Origin of the sequence: Gulosibacter sp. (genome assembly GCF_052090685.1) — a bacterium.
Classification (GTDB): domain Bacteria; phylum Actinomycetota; class Actinomycetes; order Actinomycetales; family Microbacteriaceae; genus Gulosibacter.
In genome coordinates this window covers 127090-148266 of sequence record NZ_JBQDBE010000005.1, presented here as the reverse complement: position 1 = coordinate 148266, position 21177 = coordinate 127090, and the positions used below count along the sequence as shown (strand labels likewise).

Sequence of the window (21177 nt, the reverse complement as noted above, 5' to 3'; positions counted from 1 at the left end):
AATGCCTTAGTTTGCGGGTCCCGTCGCGTTGGCTGATACCGGCTCATTTTCGTCGGTTCGACGTTTCGCGCGTCCGAGTATGAGCAGGGCAGCGACGAAGACAACCGAGAGCACCGCGGAGATAAAGAAGGTCCAGATCACGCCAATACCGCCTGCAGATGTCGAGAAGACAACTCCGCCCAAGGCCGGGGCGACGATTGCTCCTGATCGTCCAATGCCGTTCGACCAGCCCAGCGCGGTGGCGCGAAGTTCGATCGGGTAGAAGTCGGCAACGGATGCGTTGATGAGGTTGAGTCCGGAATGCGCGCCCATGCCGATTGCCGCGATGAGAATGAGCAGCACACTCATGAGGTCGGTCCCGAGGGCAACGAACACGAGAGCAATGGCGACAACGATTCCCGCGATGACGGCGAGTCTGAGCGAACCGAATCGGTCCGCGAGCAATGCGAAGGCGAACGAACCAATTACGGCGCCGCCGTTGAGGGTGAGCGAAAATTGCAGGGCGCTCTCAAGCGGGTAGTTCAAGTCGGACATAATCGTGGTGAGCCAGGTATTGAGCCCGTACCACGTCATCAAGTTCGCGAAGGCCGCGAGGGCGAAACAAATCGTTGCGGCGATGAGTGCCTTCGAGAACAGTGCTGAGAAGCCGGGCCGTTCGGTCACCTTGCCCTGCATGATTTCGATTTGGCGCGTGGTGAACTCGGTCGATTCGCGGAGCAAGAAAATCGCGAGGAGGAGAATGAGTGCGGACACCCCGGTCCCGATCCAAAACATCGGCCGCCAACCGAATGGTCCCAGGATCACGATGCCAAGCAGCGACGCGGCAGTTCCCCCGAGCGGTACACCTGCCATGAGTATCGTCACCGCAAGGCTCGTGCGCCCTGGCGGAATCGATTCTTTGACGAGCGCAAGGCAGGACGGCATGACCCCACCCATACCGATACCGGCGAGCAGACGGAACGCACCGAGGCTGATGGGATCTATCGCGACCGCACAGGCAGCGGTGAAAATCATGAAGATCGTGATGGATGCGATGATGAGCTTCTTGCGCCCGAACCGGTCGCTGAGCCTGCCACTGAGCAGCGCGCCGATGAGCATCCCGATGTACACCATGCTGCCGATGTTGCCGGCCGCAGCCTTGTCGAGCCCCCATCCCGGTTCCTCGAGGAGCTTGGGAATAATGGTGCCGTAGACGATGAGGTCATATCCCTCGGCCACGATGATGAATGCGCAGATGAATACGGTGGACCAGGATCCGCCGGTCAGTTTTCTTGTCATGAGACTTCGTTGTCCTTAGCAAACAGAGGTATTTCAGATTGGGCGGGGTCGGTCCGCGTTAAGCCCCACGGCCGACCCCATACCCGGCGGGTACTGCTGCCGGATGGCTATCGCGAGACGGCATGCTCCGCGACCGCTTCGCGAACCACCGTGTTGGTGAGCTCGCCGACCCCCTCGACAGTGATTGTGATCTCATCGCCGTGTTGGAGGAAGACTTGTGGGTCGCGGCGGTAGCCGACGCCGCCGGGGGTCCCGGTCAGGATCACGTCGCCCGGCTGCAGTTCCGTGAACTCCGAGACCGTCGCGAGCAGTCGTGGAATGCTGAAGATAAGGTACTCGAGGCTCGAGTCCTGCAGGGTTTCGCCGTTCAACACTGCCGTGATACGGGCAGAAGACAGGTCGACCTCGTCCGGGCGTACAAGTGCTGGACCGAGCGGGGTCGAGTTGTCCCAAGCCTTCCCTTGCAACCACTGGTGGGTCTTGTACTGGTAGTCGCGAACGGTGACATCGTTGGCCACCGTGTAGCCAAGCACGTGGTCGAGTGCGCTGGACTCCGGGATGCGGCGACCCGCGCGACCCACGACGACGGCGAGCTCGGCCTCGTAGTCGAACTGCTGGGTCTCGGGCGGCAGCTGGATTTCGGCGCCGGCGGCGATGAGCGATGATGCGTACTTCGGGAAGAGGACCGGGTACGTCGGCTTGTCCCGCTTCGTCTCGGTGATATGTGTCTGGTAGTTGAGCCCGACACAGAAGATCTTGCCGGGGTTGGGGACGACGGGTCGAAGCTGTACGTCGCTGAGCGCGACCCCTCGGTGGGCCAGTCGAGTCGCCTGGTCGAGTACGTTTTCGGGAGTGGCTCGACCGATTTCAGTGATGCCGTCAAGCGGAATAATGCGGTCGCCGTCGAGTTCGCCAACCTGGAGCTGGCCGTTGTGGATATAGCTGATGTATGACATACCGTTCCTCTTACTCGTTGCCTTCACTCGTCTTGCGCCAGGTGGGGAGCTGACCTCCCCAGAGGTTCACGCTGCTGGGAACCGGTTCCCAGCGACGCGGCACGTACTGCACCGCCTCGTCGTAGAACTTCTCCATTTCGGCCGACAACTCGATGTGGTTGCCGGCGGGGTCATCGAAGAACACGAAAAGGTTGTTTCCTGGACCGTGGCGGCCGGGCCCCCACGCAACGGGTACGTCGAGCTCGGTGAGACGGTCGCACCAGGCCTTGAAATCGGCCCATTCAGCCAGGTCGTAGGAGTAGTGGTCGATGTCACCGGCGCGACCAACCTCTACCACCGCGAGGGTGTGGTGGTCCTTATCGCTTCGGAACCACGTGAACTTCCCGTCGGCGAGCTGGTCGGTGATTCGGAATCCGATTGTGTTCACGAAGAACTCGACGAACGGTTGAACATCGACGGTACCGACTGTCGTGTGTTGGAATTTAATTGGTCGACGTCCCGTGTCGGCCGAGTTCTCGCCGTGTCGCTCCACCTGCGAGTGAAAATGCACGGGCGTACCGTCCGGGTCCACGGCGACCAGTCCGGCGGGTTCGCCAACCGCGCCATCGATGTAGCTGGGGTCGAGGTCGGTCACCGTGAATCCGGCGGCTTCCAGGCGCGATCGGATTCCTTCGATGCCTCCTTCATCACGGACTTCGAAGCCGTAGTGGACGAGGCCCTTCTCACCTTCTCGGAGTTCGATGACGTGGTGACCGGCACCCCAGCCGAGCCGCACGGCGCCGTTCTCGAGTCGTTCTTGCACGCTCAGCCCGAGCACGCGGTTGTAGAACGCGATGGAAGCGTCGAGGTCGGGGACCTGGAATCCGATATGCGAGACGGCGGTGTGCTTCAGTGCGCCGGCGTGTTCAGTTTCGACAAGTGTCAATCGGTTTGGTTTGGCCATTGCTGTGTCCTTTACTTTCTTGCGGTGTTGGCCAAGACGGGTGCTGTCGTGGTCCACCACGACCGCAGCTTCGTCATGACGGTTTCGGCGTCGTCGTCACTCCATACGGCAGCGATGACGTGGTCGGGGCGAACCAGCGCGTAGTGGTTCGCGAGCGGTGAGAATTCGTCGATGAGCTTGGTGTCGACGTCGATAAGGGTCGTGCCATGTTCGCTGTGCGGGAATACTTCGTCGATTGGTACGTCGAAGCAGCGGATCCCCGTTGTCTGGGTGAACTCGACGAGCGGTTCGGGCCAGGCATCGGGATATTCATGGTTGCTTCGAGCGGAAGTCACTCGGAAGAGTGCCCAGCCGGTGCCAACGAACTCGTCAAGTAACCCCACACTTCGCGTCTGCGCATTGAACGCTCGAGGTTGGCCGAGCTGGCGACCGATCGCGTCGTGGTCCCCAGGGTGGATCAGCCCAGCCGTCAGTTGCGCGATGGGCCGGTACTGCATGAATTCGAAATATGCTCGACCGGTCGGCGATTCGAGCGCAGACCGAACGGCGCGATCGCGGACAGCTGCGATCCGTGACGAGGTGGTCATCACGACCCGGCCAAGTTTTTCTGACAGTTGGATCGTCTGCCAGGCGTGATCGAATCGCTCGGTTTCGTAGGTGTTGAGGATGCGCTGGGGCGCTTTGCCGTGCAGCACGGAGACGAGCTTCCAGCACAGATTTGCGGCATCACGAATCCCCGAGTTGAGGCCCTGGCCGGCAAACGGCGGCATCATGTGTGCGGCATCGCCGACTAGGAAGGCGCAGCCCTTCGACCACTCGCTGGCGATGAGTCCGTGGAATTTGTAGATCACTGCGCGCTCGACTTGCGCCGGCGATAGGGATCGATATGGCCTCACCAGGTCGCGAATGAGTTCGAATCGAGGTTCGTCGCCAGCATCCCCTTCCCCGTCCTTCAGGAGGAACTCGTATCGGCACCGGCCGTCGAGCCCGGGAACGATCACGTGCGGCCGCGCCGGGTCCCCGTGGTGCATCCCGTACCGTTCTCGATGGGGATCATCGAGCACGTCGATGACGAGCCACTGCTCGGGGTGGGATCGGCCACGCATCCGAATGCCGAGTTGTGACCGCACCGTCGACCGTCCGCCGTCGGCCCCCACGAGGAAGCGAGCCGCTACCTCGACGTCTTGACCGTCCTTACGGTAAGTCGCGCTGACTCCATCCTCTCCCGACTCCAGGGAGACGAGTTCGGCGCCGAAGCGCATGTCCACGTTGTCCCGAGCCGAAAGACCTGCCAGGAGCGCCCGCTCGAGATCGGGCTGTGCGAACGGATTCTTGAAGGGGTAACCGAGCCGATAGGGTACTTCGGCGCGCGCGTGGAAGACCGGTCGCCCTGCCGCGTCGTAGTAACGAGTGCCGGTGCCAGGAACGATGATTGGCAGGAGCTTTTCTACGAGGCCAGCCGCGGCATAGGTGCGAAGCGACTCGTCGTCAATCGAGATGGCCTTCGGCGAATCGCTGGTGGTCTCATTCCGCTCCAGCACGAGCACTGAGACGTCGTTGGCGCTGAGTAGTGCCGCCACGGTCATGCCGATAGGGCCAGCCCCGACGACGATGCAATCGTAGATCTGCTGCTTCTGCTGTGCCATGGCATGCTCTCCTTCGCTGCTCGCAAGTCCTCCTCGTTGAGACCTGCACAGGAGAGAGCCTATGAACGTTCAGTCTCACATACAAGACACGGTGTCCCGCATATTGAGACAGATTTCCGAAGGTGTTAGCGTTTCGCTATGACGAACTCAACGCGCTCTGGCAGGAACTCGACGAGCGATCGCACGCTGCAGATCCTGGGGATGTTTAACGACCAAAGGATTCGCATTACCCCCGCAGAGATCGTTCTTGAACTGGGAATCTCACGATCCACGGCCTATCGATACGTGCAGTCCCTGGTGAACGAACAGTTTCTGGAGTCGACGCAGGACGGCGCGCTGCACCTGGGGATGCGGGTGCTCGACCTCGCACGGATCGCACGAGCAGGCTTCGGCCTCTCCGAGCTCACGGTGCCGGCGATGCGGCAACTCGCCGCAACGCACAAGCAAACCGTGCTGCTGACCGCACTGATCGGCCGCTCGGTGGTGTGCCTCGAGCGTGAGGAAGCACCCGATCAATTCGTGCGCCTCTCTTACGAGCCGGGTGTCGAGTTGCCGCTGAACGCGGGTGCGTCCGCACTCGTGCTGCTGGCATGGAAGCCCCGCGCGGAGCTCGAGAAGCTGCTGACTGGTGCGACGCGACGATTCACCGAAAACACGATTACCGATGTGGATGCGCTCGTCACCCGCCTCGGAAAGATTCGGGCTGCCGGTGAGGTCGTGACCCTTGCTGAGGTCGACCAGGACGCGATCGGCATCGCGGTACCGCTCATGGCCGGCGATGACGAGGTTGTCGCGGGTCTGAGTATCGTTGCACTGCAGTCTCGGTTCTCAGACGAACAACGAGCGCGCGCGCTCCACGATCTTCGTGATGCTGCGAATCGCATCTCGCGACGCCTTAGGCGCGCCCACCCGGGCTGATTGTTTCCCGTTGAAAAGTCCGAATATAACTGCGGGGATAATCCGCGATGATTGCTCCCTCACCGCACCAATTGCGCGGACGGTCTTGAACTTCGCGTTCCTCAACAGCGACGGCAATTCTGCAACGGCGCCGACAAATCCCCAGCCTTCGGACGACCAGGGAACTCCGAAGGTGTAGCGGTCTGGATTTACCTCACCCATGACTGTTCCTCGTCCAGCTTTCTGGTTACCACGAGTACTTGATTGACTTGATAAAGCTACGCGCGACCGCGATCCCATTCGATGTTCACCCAAGGATCACCCTGCCAAGGCATTCGATATACGCGATGTGAGGTGCCTCGTTCGCACGGTTCCCCAGGCCGCGAGAGATCACCCAGCACACTCTTCGACCCTGCGTCAACGGTCAGAACCTCGAGCACGTTCAGAAGTTGCCGCTCTTCGTAGGCGGAGTGGTTCTCCGTGATCGCGCCGATGCCCTCGAGGTGCCGCTCGGCATCCTGTGCACTCAACCCTCGAACAGTCGACGCTTTTAGTTCGACGATGAGGTAGCCGATTGGGGCGGTTCGGAGTTCAGAACTCCAGGCAATGAGCATGCTCGCATCCCGCACAGTCACGGGGATGCGAAAGGTTGAATGAGTCATCATCACTCCCTCGCGATCGAACCCATGCCTGACGCTTTCCGCCATCGACACGCGAGACTGTGCCCCGTGCAGGCACCGGGCGCGTCAGCCTGCCTGAGGTACTGCTAATAGTTGACCTCTGACAAATCGCGGATCGTGATGCGTGTTGCACCTGTATGCGGTCATAGCAGCAACCGTTCGGCACATTGACACCTGCTAGCACGCCGGCTTACTATTGTTGCGTTGTAGAACTTGCTTGTTCGTTAATGCGAAACAGTAGGTACGAGCCAAACACTTCCAAACAAAGCTGGATACCGAAATGACTGAACAGGCAATGAGGCCTGACGGAAGGAATGACATGTCGATTTTGGATGTCGCCCTCACACACTCGAACATCGCCATCGATGACGAGCCGCAAGGTGAGCCCGATCACCCTGCCACCCGCACTAAGCTGTCTGTCCCCTCGACCATCCGCATCCTCTATGGCAGCGAGATGGGCAACGCGGAGCTCGTCGCCGACAACCTCAGCGACGCCCTCATCGCGCTGGGCCATGCAACTGAGTGCGTTGAACTCAATGATCAGCCTGTTGAAGAGCTCAACGATTTCGGCCTCCTATACATCGTCACTTCCACAAGCGGTGAAGGCGATATGCCATACAATGCAGACGAATTCTGGGATGCACTGAGTGAGCCGGACGCCCCGAGACTCGAGAATCTGCAGTACGCGATGCTCGCACTTGGAGACAGCGGCTACCTGAACTTCTGCGGCGCAGGCGTCAAGATTGACGACCGCCTTGCCGAACTTGGCGCTGTGCGCATTGCGGAGCGCCAAGACTGTGATGTTAGCTATGTCGAGCCGTCTGAAGAATGGATCGCCGCACGCATTCAGCAGGTCATCGAGGCCACGGGTGACAAAGACTCGGCCGCGGTAGACCCAATTGCCGCTTCCGCCACGGTAGAAGCCGCTCTGCCGAAGAAAACGATCAAGATTTCACAGTGGAACCGAGAGAACCCATTCGCGGCACGACTGCAATCCGCGCGCCTCCTGTCAGCCGAGGGAAGCGCCAAGGAAATCCGCCACTATGAACTCGATATTGCTGGCAGCGACTTTAACTACCAACCAGGCGACTCACTCGCAATCATCCCCACCAACTGTTCGAAGGCCGTCGAACGATTCCTCGAAGCGGCACGGATTCCCCTCGACGCCACCATTGACGGCAGGCCAGTCCGGGAGCTCGCTCGCACACAGTGGGAGCTCCGATTCCCCTCTTCCGCACTGCTCGATGAAGTAGTTCGCCAGGCACCCGAGAGCGAACTCAGCAAGTCGCTCATGGATAACGATTACGAAGGGCGCGAAGCATGGAGCCACTCACACTGCGTCGCTGACACGCTGCGAGAGGCCCCAGACCCCCTCCGACCCGAGCTCATTGCCGGACTCATGAATCCCATTCGGTATCGGGCGTACTCGATCGCTTCATCGTCGAAAGAGAACCCCGATGTGATCCACCTCACGGTAGCCACCGAACGAAACAACTCCGCCTATACCCTGCAATCGGGTATTGGCAGCGGCTACCTCGCGGATCTCGCGCAGGTCGGCGAAGAGGTGCTTGTATTCCCGCTCGTGAACCACAACTTCCGCCTACCATCCGACCCGGCAACCCCGATCATCATGGTCGGCCCCGGCGTCGGCGTCGCACCGTTCCTCGGCTTCATTGCAGATCGTGCTCAGGGCGTGAACAGTGGCCCGGCTTGGCTATTCTTTGGCGACCAGCACGCCGCCACCGACTTCATCTACAAGGACAGCTGGGAGCACTACATTGCCGAGGGCGTGCTCACCAAGCTCGATGCCGCATTCTCACGCGATCAGGCGGACAAGGTCTACGTGCAAGATCGCATGCGCGAAAACGCCGCCGAACTTGTGCAGTGGCTCCAGAATGGTGCCTATTTCTACGTGTGCGGCGATGGCCACCGCATGGCGACCGATGTGGATGCGGCGCTGAGGGAGATCGTGCTCGCCACACTTGGCGAAGACGCTGGCAAGGCACTCCTCGATCTACTGCACACCGAGAAGCGCTACTTGCGCGACGTGTACTAAACCCCCGCCATTCTTCCCCGGTAGTGAGTAATGCTCCTCACTGCCGGGGATTTTTGGTTACCTCCTTCGGGTGGCTTCCGCACCGAAAGAAGGAGGGACGCATACGTGAAAGCACTGGAGGGCATGAGCCGAACACTTCGTTCGATTCATACCCTTCAGTTTCGGAACCAGACGCTATCGCGTCGGACCGCAAGTATGCGGCGATTACCGCACGGGAACTCCCTCTGCCTTCGCCCTAAGCTCCGTGATGATCTGCTCGGCGCTACTACCCGCCATCACGAGCCGACGTGCGAGGTTGAGCCCTTGCACCCAGTTCACCGTCACAACACCGGCAAATGCACCGGAAGCCGCGACGTGGACGACTGCGGTCTTGCCATCAGCATCCAAGTCACCAATTACCGTAGAAGAGCCTGCTGGATCCCGCCAACCGATCGAATGCACCTTCCAGTCATACTGATCCGACCAGACATAGTCATTCGATGCATAGCGATCCCCCGCACCCGCAGTGATGACCGCGGCGACGAATCGGGCCTGATCGTTCGCATTCGTCCAGTGTTCCGCGCGAATCGCCGTGCCGCGCCCTTCGTGTGGCCAGTTGGCAACATCGCCGATCACATACACGTTGTCAACCCCAACGGCACGCAGGTACTCGTCCGTAACGATGCCATTGCCCACGATCAGGCCGCTTTCCGCAACCCAGTCCACACACGGAATTGACCCAATACCAACTACCGCGGCCCCCGTATGAATCTCGGTACCGTCACTGAGCTTGACAGTGAGGTCACCATCCCGCCCAACGATGTCATCCACCCCGACTCCAAATCTCGTAGCCGCGCCGTGGCGACCATTTAAGCGAACGAGGTGCCCGGAAATTTCGGGCCCAACGATCCGCTCCATGGGCTCGGGCACAGGGTCCACAATCGTTACATCGCAACCGAACCCGACCGCGGCGGCAGCAATTTCGGTGCCGATGAAGCCACCACCAACAATCACGACCGAACCGCCCTCTCGCAGGCGAGCCGCAAGCGCTCGTGAATCCTCAAGCGTACGAAGTTGAAAGACCCCCGACTCTGGCTGCCACGGCGATGGTCGAGCGATCGCACCCGTTGCAATAATCAGGTCGTCATAGTCGATCTTCGAACCGTTCGCGAGCGTCACGATCTTCGCTTCGGTGTCGAGATTCGTTGCTTTAACTCCGAGTCGAAGGTCGACGCCAAGGCGAGTGAAGTCCTCCTGGTCCGCAAGCTGATACTGCGAGATTGCACCGTCCGACCAGTCCGAAGTAAAGAGATCTTTAGAAAGCGGCGGCCGGTCATACGGCAGCTCCGGTTCGGCGCCCACAAGCGTGATGCGACCGTTGAAACCGTTCGAGCGCAAGCCTTCAACAGCGCGGGTTCCCGCGAGTGAGGCACCGACGACCACGACGTGCCGTTCTGAGTTACTAGTCGTCATGTACAGATCCTTTGCGTCAATTGATGCCAGCGTCTTTGCACGGCAACCCAGTCAGGTGTTCAAAACTTCGAATACGTTCCGTAATACGGAACGTTCACATTCTTTAGCAGAACACCTTAAGGATGCCTCGCCCACGAGTCAGTGTCAACAGGCACACGGGGAGTTACCCCAGAGGAATTCCCGTCTGAAGGTCACGTTCACCCGTAAGGTAGGCCGTCGCCTGCCCCGCAGCGCGCTTGACCATCCCCGCGAAAGAGGAGGAATACGCGGGACTAAACCGAACCTCGGGCATGGAAATACCGATCGACCCGACAACCGTGCCCGAAGGCCCAAACACGGGCGCCGCAATCGCCAGTGCGCCCTCAATTCGCTCCCCTCGGGTGAGCGAATATCCCTCACGCGCGACAAGCGCGACGCGAGCACGCAACTCTGCGACATCTTGAATCGTTCTGCTTGTAAATGCGACTCGATCACCGTCGATCACTTCCTCGGCATCCTCATCGGGCAAATGCGCGAGGATCGCTAAACCACTTGCACCCGCGTGAAGCGGGATCCATTGCTTCTGAGGCAACGAATACCGCAGTGGATGTGGCGATTCGACCGTGAGCGAAAACATCAGCTGCCGCTTTGCCTCGCCATACACAGCGAAGAACGATGATTCCCCGCTCTGCTCGGTCAGCTCATGCAAGACATCAGCGGAAGCCTCTTGCAACGGGTACCGCTCAACTGTCGTCCACGCGAGCCGCATGAACTCGAGCCCGAGTCGATAGCTACCGTTGCTTGCCCGCGACAGCAAACCGAGTTGCTGCAAGTCAGTGACGAGTCGATGCACAGTACTCGGGCTCACCTCAAGCTTGCTCGCGAGTTCGCGAACACCATGCAAATCCTGGTCACTATCCACCACCAACGTCAGTAATTCAATACCGCGTGCAAGGGGATGACGGCGACGCTCACTCCCCGCGCTTATCGGCAGCTCTCCCGTACTCGCGTTGACCATATTCACCCATCTCTCTGCATTCATGGCCAGCCGTTCGACTTGACTTCCGTCCGTCGAATGTGAAACTCTACAATCGCTAACACGGAACGGCTGTTCCCTTCAAAGGTACACGACGCCCCCATCTGGCGCTAGCGATGTAAAACCCATACGGAACACGATCAACGACGATCCACTCGCCCAATGAAAGTTGAGGACACCTCCATGAAGCTCACACCGCACAATTTCAACCTTGCGATGGCAACCTGATGAGCGCCGATACTCGTGTCGCCGTCGTCTCCGGTGGCGCAGCCGGAATCGGTAATTCGATCGCAATTCGCCTCGCCCAGGACGGCTTCAAAGTCGCGATCCTGACACGCACACCCGGCGCCGCCGAAGACGCTGCACTGCAAATCGAAGAGCACGGCGGGGTAGCCCGCGGCTATCAAGCCGATGTGAGTGACCGCCAGCAGGTCGATTCTGTGCTCGCAAGGATTCGCGAAGAGTTAGGCACACTTTCAGTGATCGTGGCCAATGCCGCAGTCGCTCCGAAGAAGCCGTTTCTCGAGACAAGCGTCGAGGACTGGGAGAACACGCTCCGTATCAACCTGACGGGCACGTTCAACCTTGTCCAGTCTGGCATCACGGATCTGCTCGATCAGAACTACGGTCGCGTCATCTTGATTTCCTCGTCGAGTGCCCAGCGTGGTGCCCCCGATATGGCAGCCTATGCATCGTCGAAGGGCGGTCAACTCGCGTTTACCAAAGCACTCGCAATGGAATTCTCGAGGCAGGGCATCACAGTCAACACCGTCGTCCCCTCATCAATCGATACGCCGAGTGTTGCGAAGAAGCGCGCGTCCGGCCAGATGCCCTCCGTCGAACAAATGAGCAAGTTCATCCCTGTTGGAAGGATGGGCCGCGGCGAAGACATTGCCGGAGCCGTCTCCTACCTCGCTTCCGACGACGCCTCGTTTGTCACCGGTCAGACGCTGAGCGTCAACGGCGGCTCCTTCATCGGATAACACCCCGAGACTATGTCTGAATTAAGGATGCGCGGCTCACTCGCGTGGGCAATTCGTGACTCGTTCGTTCGCTACGTTACGGTGATCGCTGGCGGCAGTATTTCACTCGACGACGTCGAAACGGATGCGGACGGCCGTTTTGTGTTCCCCCTCATCGCAGCTACGCAGCGGGATGAAGACTGGCATCTCTCATTCGGCGGTGCTGTGCGCTTTACTGCGCACCACGGTTTCCTCGACGTCATTGTCGAGGCTCCCGAGGTCCTCATCGGACCGAACGGCGGCGTTCTCGGTACATTCACCGAAGACGAAGATCTTCCTCTTCTCCCCCTTGTGGAGATCTCCGCAACACCAATTGACGATGAGGACACCTCAGCGCTTCGCGACGAGGAACTCAACACCAGATGGGACTCCTTACCGACACAGCTACTCAGCGCTGGCTCAACACATTTCGGTAATGTATATAAGGAAGGTGAACCCATGGCTCCGATCTCGTTGCGAGTGACGGCGCTAGACTCCTGACTATGACGATATCCGAAGGTGTGGACGAGCCGCAGGTCAATTCAGTCGCTCGCGCTAATGGTGAACGTGGCAATGTTCGAGGCCAAGCTACTCGAATTCGCATATTGGAAGCTGCCGAAAGACTTTTTGCTGAACGCGGTATTTCGGCACTTCCGCTGCGCGACATCAGTAAAGCTGCGGAACAAAAAAATCATGCCGCAGTACAATACCACTTCGGCAATAGAGCCGAAGTGGTTAAGGCAATTCTGGAATATCGAGGTGCCGAGAGCGAAACCAAGCGCGCCAATCTCGTCGCCGACTTCATGATGGGCGGAAAAACCCCGACTGTGAGTGACCTTATGAATGCGTTCATTAAGCCGCTTACCGTGTATCTGGAGCCAGAGAATTACTACCTGCCCTTCCTCTCGCGCCTCATTACGGAAGAAGGCGGTTACGAGGGCCTCACCGGCGTGCACACCGGTGGCCAGGTCATGATGTTGCGAACCCTGCTCTATAAATTACTGCCGGAGATCCCCGACCAGGTGCTTGATGAGCGCTGGTGGGTAGCACTGACTGGTTCTGTTCACACTCTGGCCCGCTATCAGGTTATGGGAGCGAAACGCATCCCTTTGACCGCGCCAATAAGCGACTTGGTTGACGATCTTGTCATTTTCCAGAGCGCCGGCTTGGCGGCGGCACCGCACAGCCCCAAAAATTAGGCCCTTCATATCCGAGCGATTCGGAATTTGGGCCCATAGCTCCGAAAGAGATCAACGACGATGCAGAACACCGGAGTACTTCGCGCCCGAAAACCCCCGCGTCCCGGCACAACGCTTTTTGCGTTGTCATTCGCAGGACTGTGCGCCTCGTTTATGCAAACGCTCCTCGTCCCAATTCAAGGCGAGCTACCTACTTTATTGAATGCACCGCTTGAAGTGACAACGTGGGCAATTACTATTACGCAATTGATATCGACAGTGTGGATGCCGATCGCTGGTCGACTTGCCGACATGTACGGTAAGCGAAAAGTTGTGCTCGCGATGGTTCTGCTTCTCATCCTTGGCTCGCTACTTGCGGCAATCGCCACAAATATCTGGGTGCTGCTCGTTGCACGGGCCATTCAAGGAGCGGGGTTCGGCGTTATCGTCACGGGAATTTCGTTACTGAGAGACATCATGCCGCCTGAGCGGCTGGCTACCTCCGTCGCAGTGGTCAGCGCGACGCTTGGCGTCGGCGGCGCACTCGGAATGCCGCTCGCTGCGGTTGTCGCAGAGAACTTCGACTGGCGCGCGTTGTTCTGGCTTGTTTCAGCACTCAGCGTGACAGCATTTGTGCTCGTCTGCGTATTCGTTCCGCCCAGCGCGATCCGCACCGGCGGTCGTGTCGATTGGCTGGGCATGATCGGGCTCACCATCGGAGTCTCGCTGATCCTGCTGCTGATCTCGAATGGCTCATCATGGCCGATACCCGTAGTCCTCGGAGCCGGTGCCACCGCGGTGATTGTGTTCGCGGTTTGGGCATGGCACGAGCTGAGGACCAAAGCTCCCCTGGTCGACCTACGGGTCAATACTTCGCCCTCGGTGCTGCTCTCAAACTTCACGGGGTTAACCATGGGGTTCGCACTATTCGCACCGCAGGTCGCTTTTCCATTGCTGTTGACAATGCCGAGTGACTTTGGAGGAATGGGCGTCTCGTCGATTGAAGCTAGTTTCGTCATCATGCCCATGGGCTTTGCCATGCTCGCGATGTCACCGGTTGCGGGACGTCTCGAGCGGCACTGGGGAGCGAAGTTTGTCGTCACTGCCGGCTCCGTGCTTATGGCAATTGGCTATCTCTTGACGCTTTTCGTAGAGCCGACGGTCTGGTCGATACTCGCATCCGCAATCATCATCGGGTCAGGGACCGGACTGGGCTATGCTGCGATGCCAGCGCTCATTATGAGTTCTGTGCCCGTGAGTGAAACAGGTTCTGCGAACGGTCTGAATGCCCTGATGCGTTCACTTGGCACCGCCCTGGCTGCTTCCATCACCGCTGGCGTACTCGCCATCTACTCAGTCCAAGTTGGGGGTGAGATTGGCCCGAGCAGTAAGGGGTTCAGCGTGATTTTCATCATTGCTACAGGAGCGGCCATCGCCGCGGCAATACTGTCCGCGCTCATCCCAAATACGAAGCGGCTCGGCGATACGGGTACTGTGGCGCGCCCCGAATTCTCCTAACCACAACATGGCTGAGGGGCACCGAGATTCTCGGTGCCCCTCAGCCATTGATTCCTAACTATTCTTCGATGAGCGATATTGAGCGGCTTGGACAGACCGATACCGCTTCTTGTGCCAGCGCCTCTTGCTCTGCGTTTTCTGGCACCGGGCGAATTACCTGTACGATTCCGTTGTCGTCTTGGTCAAAGGCGTCCGGGTCAGTAAATACGCACTGTCCGGACCCGATGCAGGTGTGTTGCCGAGCGATGATTCGCATGGGTTACTCCTCGCTGAGTGTTGTTCGGCTTGGTTGATTGTTCGGCGTCAGCATTCGTTACTCGCTCGGACGCTGCTCGCTAGATTCGATTGCCCGTACAGCTACGCCTCGTTGCACAAACGGGCTCATGATCATGTTCGTGTGATCGATGGCGTCACTATTGGATTCGAATACCCATGTGTGTAGCTCTTGAATAGCTTCTGCGGCAGCGCCCGCCACCTCGTAAAGAGTGGCATAAGTATATTTCAAGCCGGCGTCGGCCATGGCCGCCGGAATTTCGTAACGCTGAGCCGTCAAGAACCCAGGGATCCTCACGACTTCGGGTAAGTGTGTGTCGGTGTACCAAGAATTGAATTCATCCTCCCGACCCGGAACCGCATTGAACAACGCGAGGATGATTTCGTTCGTCGTTGGTGCGCTCATTGTCCCTGCCTCGATAGCTCACGACTTGCGCTCAGAGCGCCGCCAAAGTCGGAGGTCGCTGCAACTTCATCAAGGATTTCAATGAGGCCAGCGCGGCCACCCGGGTTGAGGAGGAATTTCTTCGGTTTGCCCTCAACATTGGCGCCGTAATAGTGGCTGTGTTCGGGCGAGAAAATCGACTTTGGTGCGAGCGCCGCGATCATGTCAAGCCATTGCTGCTGCTGCGCTTCGGTCGGTTCGAAAGTGTCATACCCCTGCTCACGCGCATAGATGAGCGTGTCGAGAATCCAGTCCACCTGGAATTGGCTGTAGCGCGGATAGTTTCCGCCGCCAGCACCGTGCGGGCCACCGGGGAAGAAGAAGTTTGGCAATTGATGTGCCGCGAATCCGCCGAAGTCACTCGGCCCGTCTGCCCAATCCTCGCGAATGCTGAGACCGTCTCGTCCGGTGATACCCATCCGAGTTAGCGCACCAGTCCCAAAGTCGAATCCAGTCGCGAACACAATGATGTCGTAGCTCTGGTGCCCGGCGGTGGTCTCAATCCCGGTTTCATCGATCGCAACAAACGGGGTCTGTTTTAGGGAGATGAGGGTGGCGTTCGGATTATTAAACGACTCGAAATAGTTAGTGACGAACGGCGGGCGCTTGGCGCCGAACAGGTGATCCCTCGGGATCAGCAACTCCGCCGTGCCTGGATCCTTGACGATCCCTCGAATCTTGTTGGCAAGGAACTCACAGAACTCAAGGTTGACCTCGCGGTTGGTCGTCATATCGTAATAGTTCATCGTCAGCTTGCCGAAACCAGGCGCACGCCACATTGTTTCGAAAAACTCTCGGCGGACAGCGTCGTCGTCCTCAGTCGAGAACTTTCCCGCCGGTGGATGCAGGAATCCCGATGGGGAGGTGCTCAGAGTCGTCACCACTTCGTCCCAGTTATCGCTGAGCCAGCTACGCTTTTCATCGGTCATCGGCGCGTTATTCAACGGCGTCGTCCACGTCGGAGTGCGCTGATACAGATCCACGCGCTCAACGACGTCCACGATGGCAGGCAGAAGCTGCGCGCCACTCGGGCCGTTACCGACGATCGCGACCCGCTTCCCTTCGAAATCGATACCGTCATGCGGCCACGCTCCGGTGTGCACCGCTGTGCCGCCAAACGACTCAATTCCGGGGATATCCGGGTAATTCGGCACCGACAGACCGCCCGTCGCCGCAATGACGTAGCGTGCCACGATCTCGAGTCCGGATTCCGTTCTGATGTTCCACTTATTCGCGACCTCGTCGAAAACTGCCGAGATTACCCTCTCACTGGTTCTGATGTGCTGCCTGAGGTCGTAGTAGTCGACGACGTGGTTCAGATACTGCTCGATCTCGGGTTGCGTCGCAAACTCTTCTTTCCACTTCCAGCTCTCAAAGAGCTCTTTGTCGTGGATGTAGCCGTACGAGTAGCTCTCCGAGTCGAACCGAGCTTCGGGGTATCGATTCCAGTACCAAACACCGCCGACGTTCTCCCCCGCTTCAAGTGCGACCGCGTCGAATCCTTCGCGGCGAGCACGATAAAGGGAGTAAATCCCGACGACCCCCGCGCCGATCACGAGTAGTTCAACATCGACTTCATTGTCATTGTTCGTCATTCCAGCTGATCCTTTCACGACGCCACCTTTGCGTCCCCACTTAATCTAAGCGCTTGTGAGTAAAACTTGCAATACTCTCGCCTACTCTTCAGTGATTTCAACGATCTTTACTCTTGCAGCATATGAGCATTTGTGATGGTATCTACACGGAATCATCGTGATCAAAGGAGACAGATGACGAACAATAATCAGCTGCGTTTCGACGATCGAGTCGCGGTTATTACCGGAGCAGGGCGCGGACTCGGATTCGGATACGCCAAGTACCTCGCGAGCCGCGGTGCCAAGGTCGTCATCAACGACTTCGGCGGAACCCACGAAGGCGATGGCAGCAGCGCGGGACCCGCGAATGATGCGGTGGCCGAAATTGTGACAGCAGGTGGCGAAGCAGTCGCCGATACCAACGATATCGGCCAGGAAGCTGGCTGCCACTCCCTTATTGACACAGCACGAAGGGAATTCGGTCGCGTCGACATCGTGATCAACAACGCGGGAATCTCCCGCTGGGCAACCTTCCCTGAAGCGGACGCCGATAATCTCGAGAAAACACTCGACGTGCACGTTCGCGGCACCTGGCACACCACTCGAGCCGCATGGCCATACATGACAGAACAAGGCTACGGACGCGTCATCACCACTACGTCGACAGGTATGTTCGGCTTGCCCGCAAACCTCGCGTACGCAACTGCCAAGGGTGCACTTATCGGGTTCACCCGCACGCTTTCGCACACTTCGCAGCAGCACGGCATCAACGTGAACTGCATTGCGCCGAACGCAATCACTCGCCCGAGCGAATCACTCAAGCCCACCGACATGGGCACCGCAGCGGCACCACAAGATGAAGCGCGGTTGACAGCAATGAACCCGGATTACGTCGCCTCCATGGTCGCCTTTCTCACACACGAATCATGCGAGGTCAACGGCGAAATCCTCGTCGCAGGTGCTGGGCGGTTCGCACAGTGGCTCCTCGGCGTCACCGAGGGCTGGCTCGACGATACAGGGCGGGTCACGACGCCCGAAGAGATCGCCGCACATTGGAGCAAAATCACTGACAAGACGGACTTCTATGCTCCGAAGGATCTCGGGGAGTGGGCCGGCAAATTCATGTCTCACTTGGGCTAGCTTTACCAGGCAAAATTCCCCGGACTTCAGCTCTGAAGTCCGGGGAGTTTTGCCTGGAACACGGAGTACGCAACTGCCGAAACACCAGCACCCCGAAGCCCTAGAACGACAGGCCTGCTATCGCATGGAAACGGAGGGCGCCCCCTTGTCGGCTCCGCCGCGGGGATGACTCGTCGGGAATCCCTCGAGCCCAGCATCCAGCTGCAGACCGAGCGTATTGAACGCCACACAGTGCATGTCGTAGGTCGTGACCATAAATACGAGGTCAATGAGCTGCGGCTCGCTAAGAATTGCGCTGAGCTCGACCCACGTGTCGTCGCTCACATTGCGGTCACTCAGTATCTCGTCGATAGCGCGAATAATCAGGGCATCTTCGCGCGACCAGGAAACCGTCGCGGGGTCGACCTCAGCCTCGCTTTCCACAGTCACGCCATCCGACAGCGCGGCAATCTCGCTCGCGGTGAGCCCTGCTTGAATGCCGAGCTTGCGGTGCTGAGCCCATTCGTATTCGCCACCGCCGAGCCAGGTAGTGCGAATGATGCAGATTTCGCGCACTCGGCTACTGAGACTGGAGTGCTTCAGATGCGAGGAAAACGGCATCCACCCAGTCACGAGCTGTGGATGATTCGCATAAATTCCAAGGATGTTCGGCGTGGGCGTTGGGGGCACCTCGGGCGCTGGACGCTTCGCACCGATAACGGCGATAGCATCCCACATCGCGTCGCTCCACTCCGACGAGGGAATCGGGTTAATTCTAGGCTCGGTCATGCGGGTTTTCCTTTCCAAAGAAGCACAAATGGTCCACTCAACAACTTCGATGTCGTTTCGTTTTAGAGAACACCTGTTACGCTTTACGCACAACACAAGCATGCAACCCAGCCACCTAGGTGTCAACCGCCTCCAAGTAATCCGAGCAGGGATAATCAACCCATGAACAACATCGCAGATGCCACCGAAACAACACGGCGCCGCCAGCCTCTTGCTCGAGGTATTGAGCTCCTCACCGTTATGGTCGACGGCGACCAGGAAACATACGGCGTTCGTGAACTTGCGGGCAAGCTTGAAGTCAGCCCCAGCACCGCACACCGCCTGGTAACTGATCTCGAACAGCTCGGACTCGTCGATCGCACCCCAGAAGGCTCCTACCGCCTAGGCCTCGAGTTCATGCGTATGGCATGGGCCACTACCTCGCGATATCCGGTGCATGAAATTGCCGAACCAGCCCTCAATGTGCTGCGCGACACCACGGAAGAAACCGCATTCTTCGGCGTCTACAACGAACAGCGCGGCGCAATGATGTTCGCGACCGCCGTTGAGTCGCTCCACCCCCTTCGATACATCATCCCGATTCGGACATGGGTCCCCCTATATCAGGGCGCGAGCGGCCTATCAATCCTTTCGTTCGTTCCCGAAGAGAGGATTGACGCCATCCTTAACTCCAGCCCGGATGCTGCGAAGGATCGCCAGCGTCTGCTCAGCCAGATCGAAACCATCAAGCAAGAAGGTGTCGCATTTAGCTACGGTGAACGCATCCAAGGCGCCCATGCCGTCGCCGCACCAGTATTTGGTTCAAAGGGAATCGTTGGTGCGATCGGCGTCTCCTTCCCCGAGTCTAGGGCGAAGGAGAAAGACCTCAACGCCATCGCACGCGAGGTCAAGAATGCCGCAAACGAACTCACGGCTTATTTCTCGAAGCGCACCTACCGAAACTAGCCACGCAATTTACTACAAGGCGCTGCTTGAGCGGCTATTTTCTTCACAATTGCTTGAGTGGTTGGTAGAGTAACTTCTACGAATCAGTTAAGAAAACATGGCGCAGTGAGGCGGCGTGTTTAGTGCAGAGAGAGTGTTCAATGACGAAGACCCCCCTAGTAAAGCCCGAGTTCTCAGCGAAGCGTACCGACCCGTATGGCCCACCTACCATCCACCGCCAGCTACAAGTCGAGAGCCCAGTCACCGAACTCGACTGGCCCGAAACTCGCCGAAAGGTCTGGACGGTCGCGAAGTACGAAGACGTGCGTGCGATGCTCGGTGACACACGGTTCAGCTCCGATCGCTCGCGCCCCGAGCACCCCGCGCACGTTGCCTACGATGAGGTGAGCCATCAGGGCGCCATCATCGAAATGGATCCCCCGGAGCATTCTGTCCTTCGTGGTCGCATCATGAACGAATTCACCGTCAAGAAGATCAACGCCTTGCGCCCGAGAATCGAACAGTTCGTGAATGAATCGATTGATGCAATGCTCGCGAGCGGGAACGAGGGTGACTTGGTTCACTTGCTCTCTCTGCCGGTCCCCTCACTCGTCATCGCCGATCTCCTCGATGTGCCAGAGAAAGACCACGGATTCTTCCAGAAAAATGCGGAGATCTTTGCGGACGGCAATTTGCCGCAAGACGAGCGCAAGGCGGCATCACGTGCAATTGCTGACTACATTGCGGTGCTTGTCGACGAACGCACAGAGAACCCCGGCGACGACATCATCAGTCGGCAGATCCAAGCCGGTTCGACTCGGCAGGAAGCCATTGGCCTCGGCCACCTCCTGCTCATTGCAGGCCATGAGACGACGAGCAACATGATCTCACTCGTAGTCATGACCCTGCTCGACCGCCCCGACCTGCGCCAGCAGCTCGAAGACGATCCGAAACTCATCCGAGGCGCGGTCGAGGAACTGCTGCGCTACTTCACCATCGCTGAGCCTGGCGGTCTCCGCCTTGCGCTCGAAGACATCGAGCTTGGCGGCCAGACAATTCCCGCAGGTTCAACGGTGTTCGGGCTTGCAAACACCGCAAACCGGGATCCAGACGTCTTCCCAAATCCCGACGAAATCGACTTTAAGCGCGGTGCTCGGAATCACATCGCGTTTGGTTTCGGTCCCCATCAATGCCTCGGCCAGAACGTCGCGCGGCTCGAACTCATCATCGTGCTCGAGATCCTTTTCGAACGCCTCCCCAACCTCAAACTCAACGTTCCAGTCTCAGAGTTGCGGTTCAAGGAGTACAGCAACTTCGGCATCCACGAACTGCCTGTCTCCTGGTAGCAGTCGCCTGACAGCCGCGAAGCAGTCGCGGCTGTCAGGCAACATCCACCGCACCGAAAAGTTCTCCCGGCTCTGATCGTTCAGAGC

General features: G+C 58.6%; 20 protein-coding genes. 9 read left to right on the top strand and 11 right to left on the bottom strand.

Annotated elements, in window-relative coordinates:
• Positions 1-6: 6 nt before the first annotated feature.
• The 4 genes from ACTHXA_RS04895 to ACTHXA_RS04880 form a co-directional block, all read right to left on the bottom strand.
• The gene (locus ACTHXA_RS04895; protein ID WP_441669942.1) at positions 7-1278 is read right to left on the bottom strand and encodes an MFS transporter; all 1272 of its coding nucleotides are present in this window, start codon (positions 1276-1278) and stop codon (positions 7-9) included.
• A 107-nt stretch (positions 1279-1385) separates the two neighbouring features.
• On the bottom strand, positions 1386-2234 hold the full coding sequence (locus ACTHXA_RS04890; RefSeq protein WP_441669940.1) for a fumarylacetoacetate hydrolase family protein: 849 nt from the start codon (positions 2232-2234) through the stop codon (positions 1386-1388).
• A 10-nt stretch (positions 2235-2244) separates the two neighbouring features.
• The gene (locus ACTHXA_RS04885; protein WP_441669938.1) at positions 2245-3177 is read right to left on the bottom strand and encodes a VOC family protein; all 933 of its coding nucleotides are present in this window, start codon (positions 3175-3177) and stop codon (positions 2245-2247) included.
• A gap of 11 nt (positions 3178-3188) precedes the next feature.
• Complete coding sequence (locus tag ACTHXA_RS04880) at positions 3189-4823, bottom strand: FAD-dependent monooxygenase (RefSeq protein WP_441669936.1); 1635 nt, start codon at positions 4821-4823, stop codon at positions 3189-3191.
• 138 nt (positions 4824-4961) lie between these two features.
• Here ACTHXA_RS04880 and ACTHXA_RS04875 point away from each other — a divergent pair, with 138 nt between their 5' ends.
• On the top strand, positions 4962-5741 hold the full coding sequence (locus ACTHXA_RS04875) for an IclR family transcriptional regulator (RefSeq protein ID WP_441669934.1): 780 nt from the start codon (positions 4962-4964) through the stop codon (positions 5739-5741).
• 257 nt (positions 5742-5998) lie between these two features.
• Here the strand turns inward: ACTHXA_RS04875 and ACTHXA_RS04870 are convergent, their stop codons facing one another.
• Positions 5999-6382, bottom strand: coding sequence for a hypothetical protein (locus ACTHXA_RS04870; RefSeq protein WP_441669932.1), 384 nt, complete (start codon positions 6380-6382; stop codon positions 5999-6001).
• A gap of 337 nt (positions 6383-6719) precedes the next feature.
• Here ACTHXA_RS04870 and ACTHXA_RS04865 point away from each other — a divergent pair, with 337 nt between their 5' ends.
• On the top strand, positions 6720-8456 hold the full coding sequence (locus ACTHXA_RS04865; protein ID WP_441669930.1) for a diflavin oxidoreductase: 1737 nt from the start codon (positions 6720-6722) through the stop codon (positions 8454-8456).
• A 204-nt stretch (positions 8457-8660) separates the two neighbouring features.
• Here ACTHXA_RS04865 and ACTHXA_RS04860 read toward each other — a convergent pair whose 3' ends face one another.
• On the bottom strand, positions 8661-9908 hold the full coding sequence (locus ACTHXA_RS04860; protein ID WP_441669928.1) for an NAD(P)/FAD-dependent oxidoreductase: 1248 nt from the start codon (positions 9906-9908) through the stop codon (positions 8661-8663).
• Between the two features lie 163 nt (positions 9909-10071).
• The gene (locus tag ACTHXA_RS04855; protein ID WP_441669926.1) at positions 10072-10929 is read right to left on the bottom strand and encodes an IclR family transcriptional regulator; all 858 of its coding nucleotides are present in this window, start codon (positions 10927-10929) and stop codon (positions 10072-10074) included.
• Positions 10930-11150: 221 nt separating this feature from the next.
• Here ACTHXA_RS04855 and ACTHXA_RS04850 point away from each other — a divergent pair, with 221 nt between their 5' ends.
• From ACTHXA_RS04850 to ACTHXA_RS04835, 4 genes are read left to right on the top strand one after another with little or no spacing between them, the layout of a single operon-like run.
• Positions 11151-11906 carry an SDR family NAD(P)-dependent oxidoreductase gene (locus ACTHXA_RS04850; protein ID WP_441669924.1) on the top strand — a complete coding sequence of 252 codons (756 nt, stop codon included), beginning with the start codon at positions 11151-11153 and terminating at the stop codon, positions 11904-11906.
• A gap of 12 nt (positions 11907-11918) precedes the next feature.
• Positions 11919-12425 (top strand): HtaA domain-containing protein, encoded by a 507-nt coding sequence (locus tag ACTHXA_RS04845; protein WP_441669922.1) that lies wholly within the window; start codon positions 11919-11921, stop codon positions 12423-12425.
• Positions 12426-12427: 2 nt separating this feature from the next.
• Positions 12428-13123, top strand: a complete 696-nt coding sequence (locus tag ACTHXA_RS04840; protein WP_441669920.1) for a TetR/AcrR family transcriptional regulator — start codon at positions 12428-12430, stop codon at positions 13121-13123.
• Between the two features lie 60 nt (positions 13124-13183).
• A complete protein-coding gene (locus ACTHXA_RS04835; protein ID WP_441669918.1) occupies positions 13184-14620 on the top strand; it encodes an MFS transporter in 1437 nt (478 codons plus the stop codon).
• 58 nt (positions 14621-14678) lie between these two features.
• Here the strand turns inward: ACTHXA_RS04835 and ACTHXA_RS04830 are convergent, their stop codons facing one another.
• From ACTHXA_RS04830 to ACTHXA_RS04820, 3 genes are read right to left on the bottom strand one after another with little or no spacing between them, the layout of a single operon-like run.
• Positions 14679-14876 (bottom strand): ferredoxin, encoded by a 198-nt coding sequence (locus ACTHXA_RS04830; protein WP_441669916.1) that lies wholly within the window; start codon positions 14874-14876, stop codon positions 14679-14681.
• A 57-nt stretch (positions 14877-14933) separates the two neighbouring features.
• On the bottom strand, positions 14934-15299 hold the full coding sequence (locus ACTHXA_RS04825; protein ID WP_441669914.1) for a hypothetical protein: 366 nt from the start codon (positions 15297-15299) through the stop codon (positions 14934-14936).
• Entirely contained in the window at positions 15296-16933 is a 1638-nt protein-coding gene (locus ACTHXA_RS04820; protein WP_441669912.1) for a flavin-containing monooxygenase, read from the bottom strand. Before ACTHXA_RS04820 ends, ACTHXA_RS04825 begins: the two co-directional genes overlap by 4 nt.
• A gap of 174 nt (positions 16934-17107) precedes the next feature.
• Between ACTHXA_RS04820 and ACTHXA_RS04815 the strand changes: the two genes are divergently transcribed.
• Positions 17108-18052 carry an SDR family NAD(P)-dependent oxidoreductase gene (locus tag ACTHXA_RS04815; RefSeq protein WP_441669910.1) on the top strand — a complete coding sequence of 315 codons (945 nt, stop codon included), beginning with the start codon at positions 17108-17110 and terminating at the stop codon, positions 18050-18052.
• Positions 18053-18169: 117 nt separating this feature from the next.
• Here the strand turns inward: ACTHXA_RS04815 and ACTHXA_RS04810 are convergent, their stop codons facing one another.
• Entirely contained in the window at positions 18170-18820 is a 651-nt protein-coding gene (locus ACTHXA_RS04810) for a carboxymuconolactone decarboxylase family protein (protein WP_441669908.1), read from the bottom strand.
• A 162-nt stretch (positions 18821-18982) separates the two neighbouring features.
• Here ACTHXA_RS04810 and ACTHXA_RS04805 point away from each other — a divergent pair, with 162 nt between their 5' ends.
• Together ACTHXA_RS04805 and ACTHXA_RS04800 are read left to right on the top strand one after the other, a co-directional pair.
• Positions 18983-19765: an IclR family transcriptional regulator gene (locus tag ACTHXA_RS04805; protein WP_441669906.1), complete on the top strand. Its 783-nt coding sequence runs from the start codon at positions 18983-18985 to the stop codon at positions 19763-19765.
• Between the two features lie 140 nt (positions 19766-19905).
• Positions 19906-21090 carry a cytochrome P450 gene (locus ACTHXA_RS04800; RefSeq protein WP_441669904.1) on the top strand — a complete coding sequence of 395 codons (1185 nt, stop codon included), beginning with the start codon at positions 19906-19908 and terminating at the stop codon, positions 21088-21090.
• The last annotated feature ends 87 nt before the right edge of the window (positions 21091-21177 follow it).

Excerpts from the sequence above, each read along its gene's own strand:
- ACTHXA_RS04840 (WP_441669920.1), top strand. The coding sequence starts at position 12,428 with ATGACGATATCCGAAGGTGTGGACGAGCCGCAGGTCAATTCAGTCGCT.
- ACTHXA_RS04850 (WP_441669924.1), top strand. The coding sequence starts at position 11,151 with ATGAGCGCCGATACTCGTGTCGCCGTCGTCTCCGGTGGCGCAGCCGGA.
- ACTHXA_RS04830 (WP_441669916.1), bottom strand. The coding sequence starts at position 14,876 with ATGCGAATCATCGCTCGGCAACACACCTGCATCGGGTCCGGACAGTGC.
- ACTHXA_RS04805 (WP_441669906.1), top strand. The coding sequence starts at position 18,983 with ATGAACAACATCGCAGATGCCACCGAAACAACACGGCGCCGCCAGCCT.
- ACTHXA_RS04820 (WP_441669912.1), bottom strand. The coding sequence starts at position 16,933 with ATGACGAACAATGACAATGAAGTCGATGTTGAACTACTCGTGATCGGC.
- ACTHXA_RS04860 (WP_441669928.1), bottom strand. The coding sequence starts at position 9,908 with ATGACGACTAGTAACTCAGAACGGCACGTCGTGGTCGTCGGTGCCTCA.
- ACTHXA_RS04875 (WP_441669934.1), top strand. The coding sequence starts at position 4,962 with ATGACGAACTCAACGCGCTCTGGCAGGAACTCGACGAGCGATCGCACG.
- ACTHXA_RS04870 (WP_441669932.1), bottom strand. The coding sequence starts at position 6,382 with ATGACTCATTCAACCTTTCGCATCCCCGTGACTGTGCGGGATGCGAGC.
- ACTHXA_RS04855 (WP_441669926.1), bottom strand. The coding sequence starts at position 10,929 with ATGAATGCAGAGAGATGGGTGAATATGGTCAACGCGAGTACGGGAGAG.
- ACTHXA_RS04800 (WP_441669904.1), top strand. The coding sequence starts at position 19,906 with ATGACGAAGACCCCCCTAGTAAAGCCCGAGTTCTCAGCGAAGCGTACC.
- ACTHXA_RS04880 (WP_441669936.1), bottom strand. The coding sequence starts at position 4,823 with ATGGCACAGCAGAAGCAGCAGATCTACGATTGCATCGTCGTCGGGGCT.
- ACTHXA_RS04885 (WP_441669938.1), bottom strand. The coding sequence starts at position 3,177 with ATGGCCAAACCAAACCGATTGACACTTGTCGAAACTGAACACGCCGGC.
- ACTHXA_RS04825 (WP_441669914.1), bottom strand. The coding sequence starts at position 15,299 with ATGAGCGCACCAACGACGAACGAAATCATCCTCGCGTTGTTCAATGCG.
- ACTHXA_RS04865 (WP_441669930.1), top strand. The coding sequence starts at position 6,720 with ATGTCGATTTTGGATGTCGCCCTCACACACTCGAACATCGCCATCGAT.
- ACTHXA_RS04895 (WP_441669942.1), bottom strand. The coding sequence starts at position 1,278 with ATGACAAGAAAACTGACCGGCGGATCCTGGTCCACCGTATTCATCTGC.
- ACTHXA_RS04810 (WP_441669908.1), bottom strand. The coding sequence starts at position 18,820 with ATGACCGAGCCTAGAATTAACCCGATTCCCTCGTCGGAGTGGAGCGAC.
- ACTHXA_RS04890 (WP_441669940.1), bottom strand. The coding sequence starts at position 2,234 with ATGTCATACATCAGCTATATCCACAACGGCCAGCTCCAGGTTGGCGAA.
- ACTHXA_RS04845 (WP_441669922.1), top strand. The coding sequence starts at position 11,919 with ATGTCTGAATTAAGGATGCGCGGCTCACTCGCGTGGGCAATTCGTGAC.
- ACTHXA_RS04835 (WP_441669918.1), top strand. The coding sequence starts at position 13,184 with ATGCAGAACACCGGAGTACTTCGCGCCCGAAAACCCCCGCGTCCCGGC.
- ACTHXA_RS04815 (WP_441669910.1), top strand. The coding sequence starts at position 17,108 with ATGACGAACAATAATCAGCTGCGTTTCGACGATCGAGTCGCGGTTATT.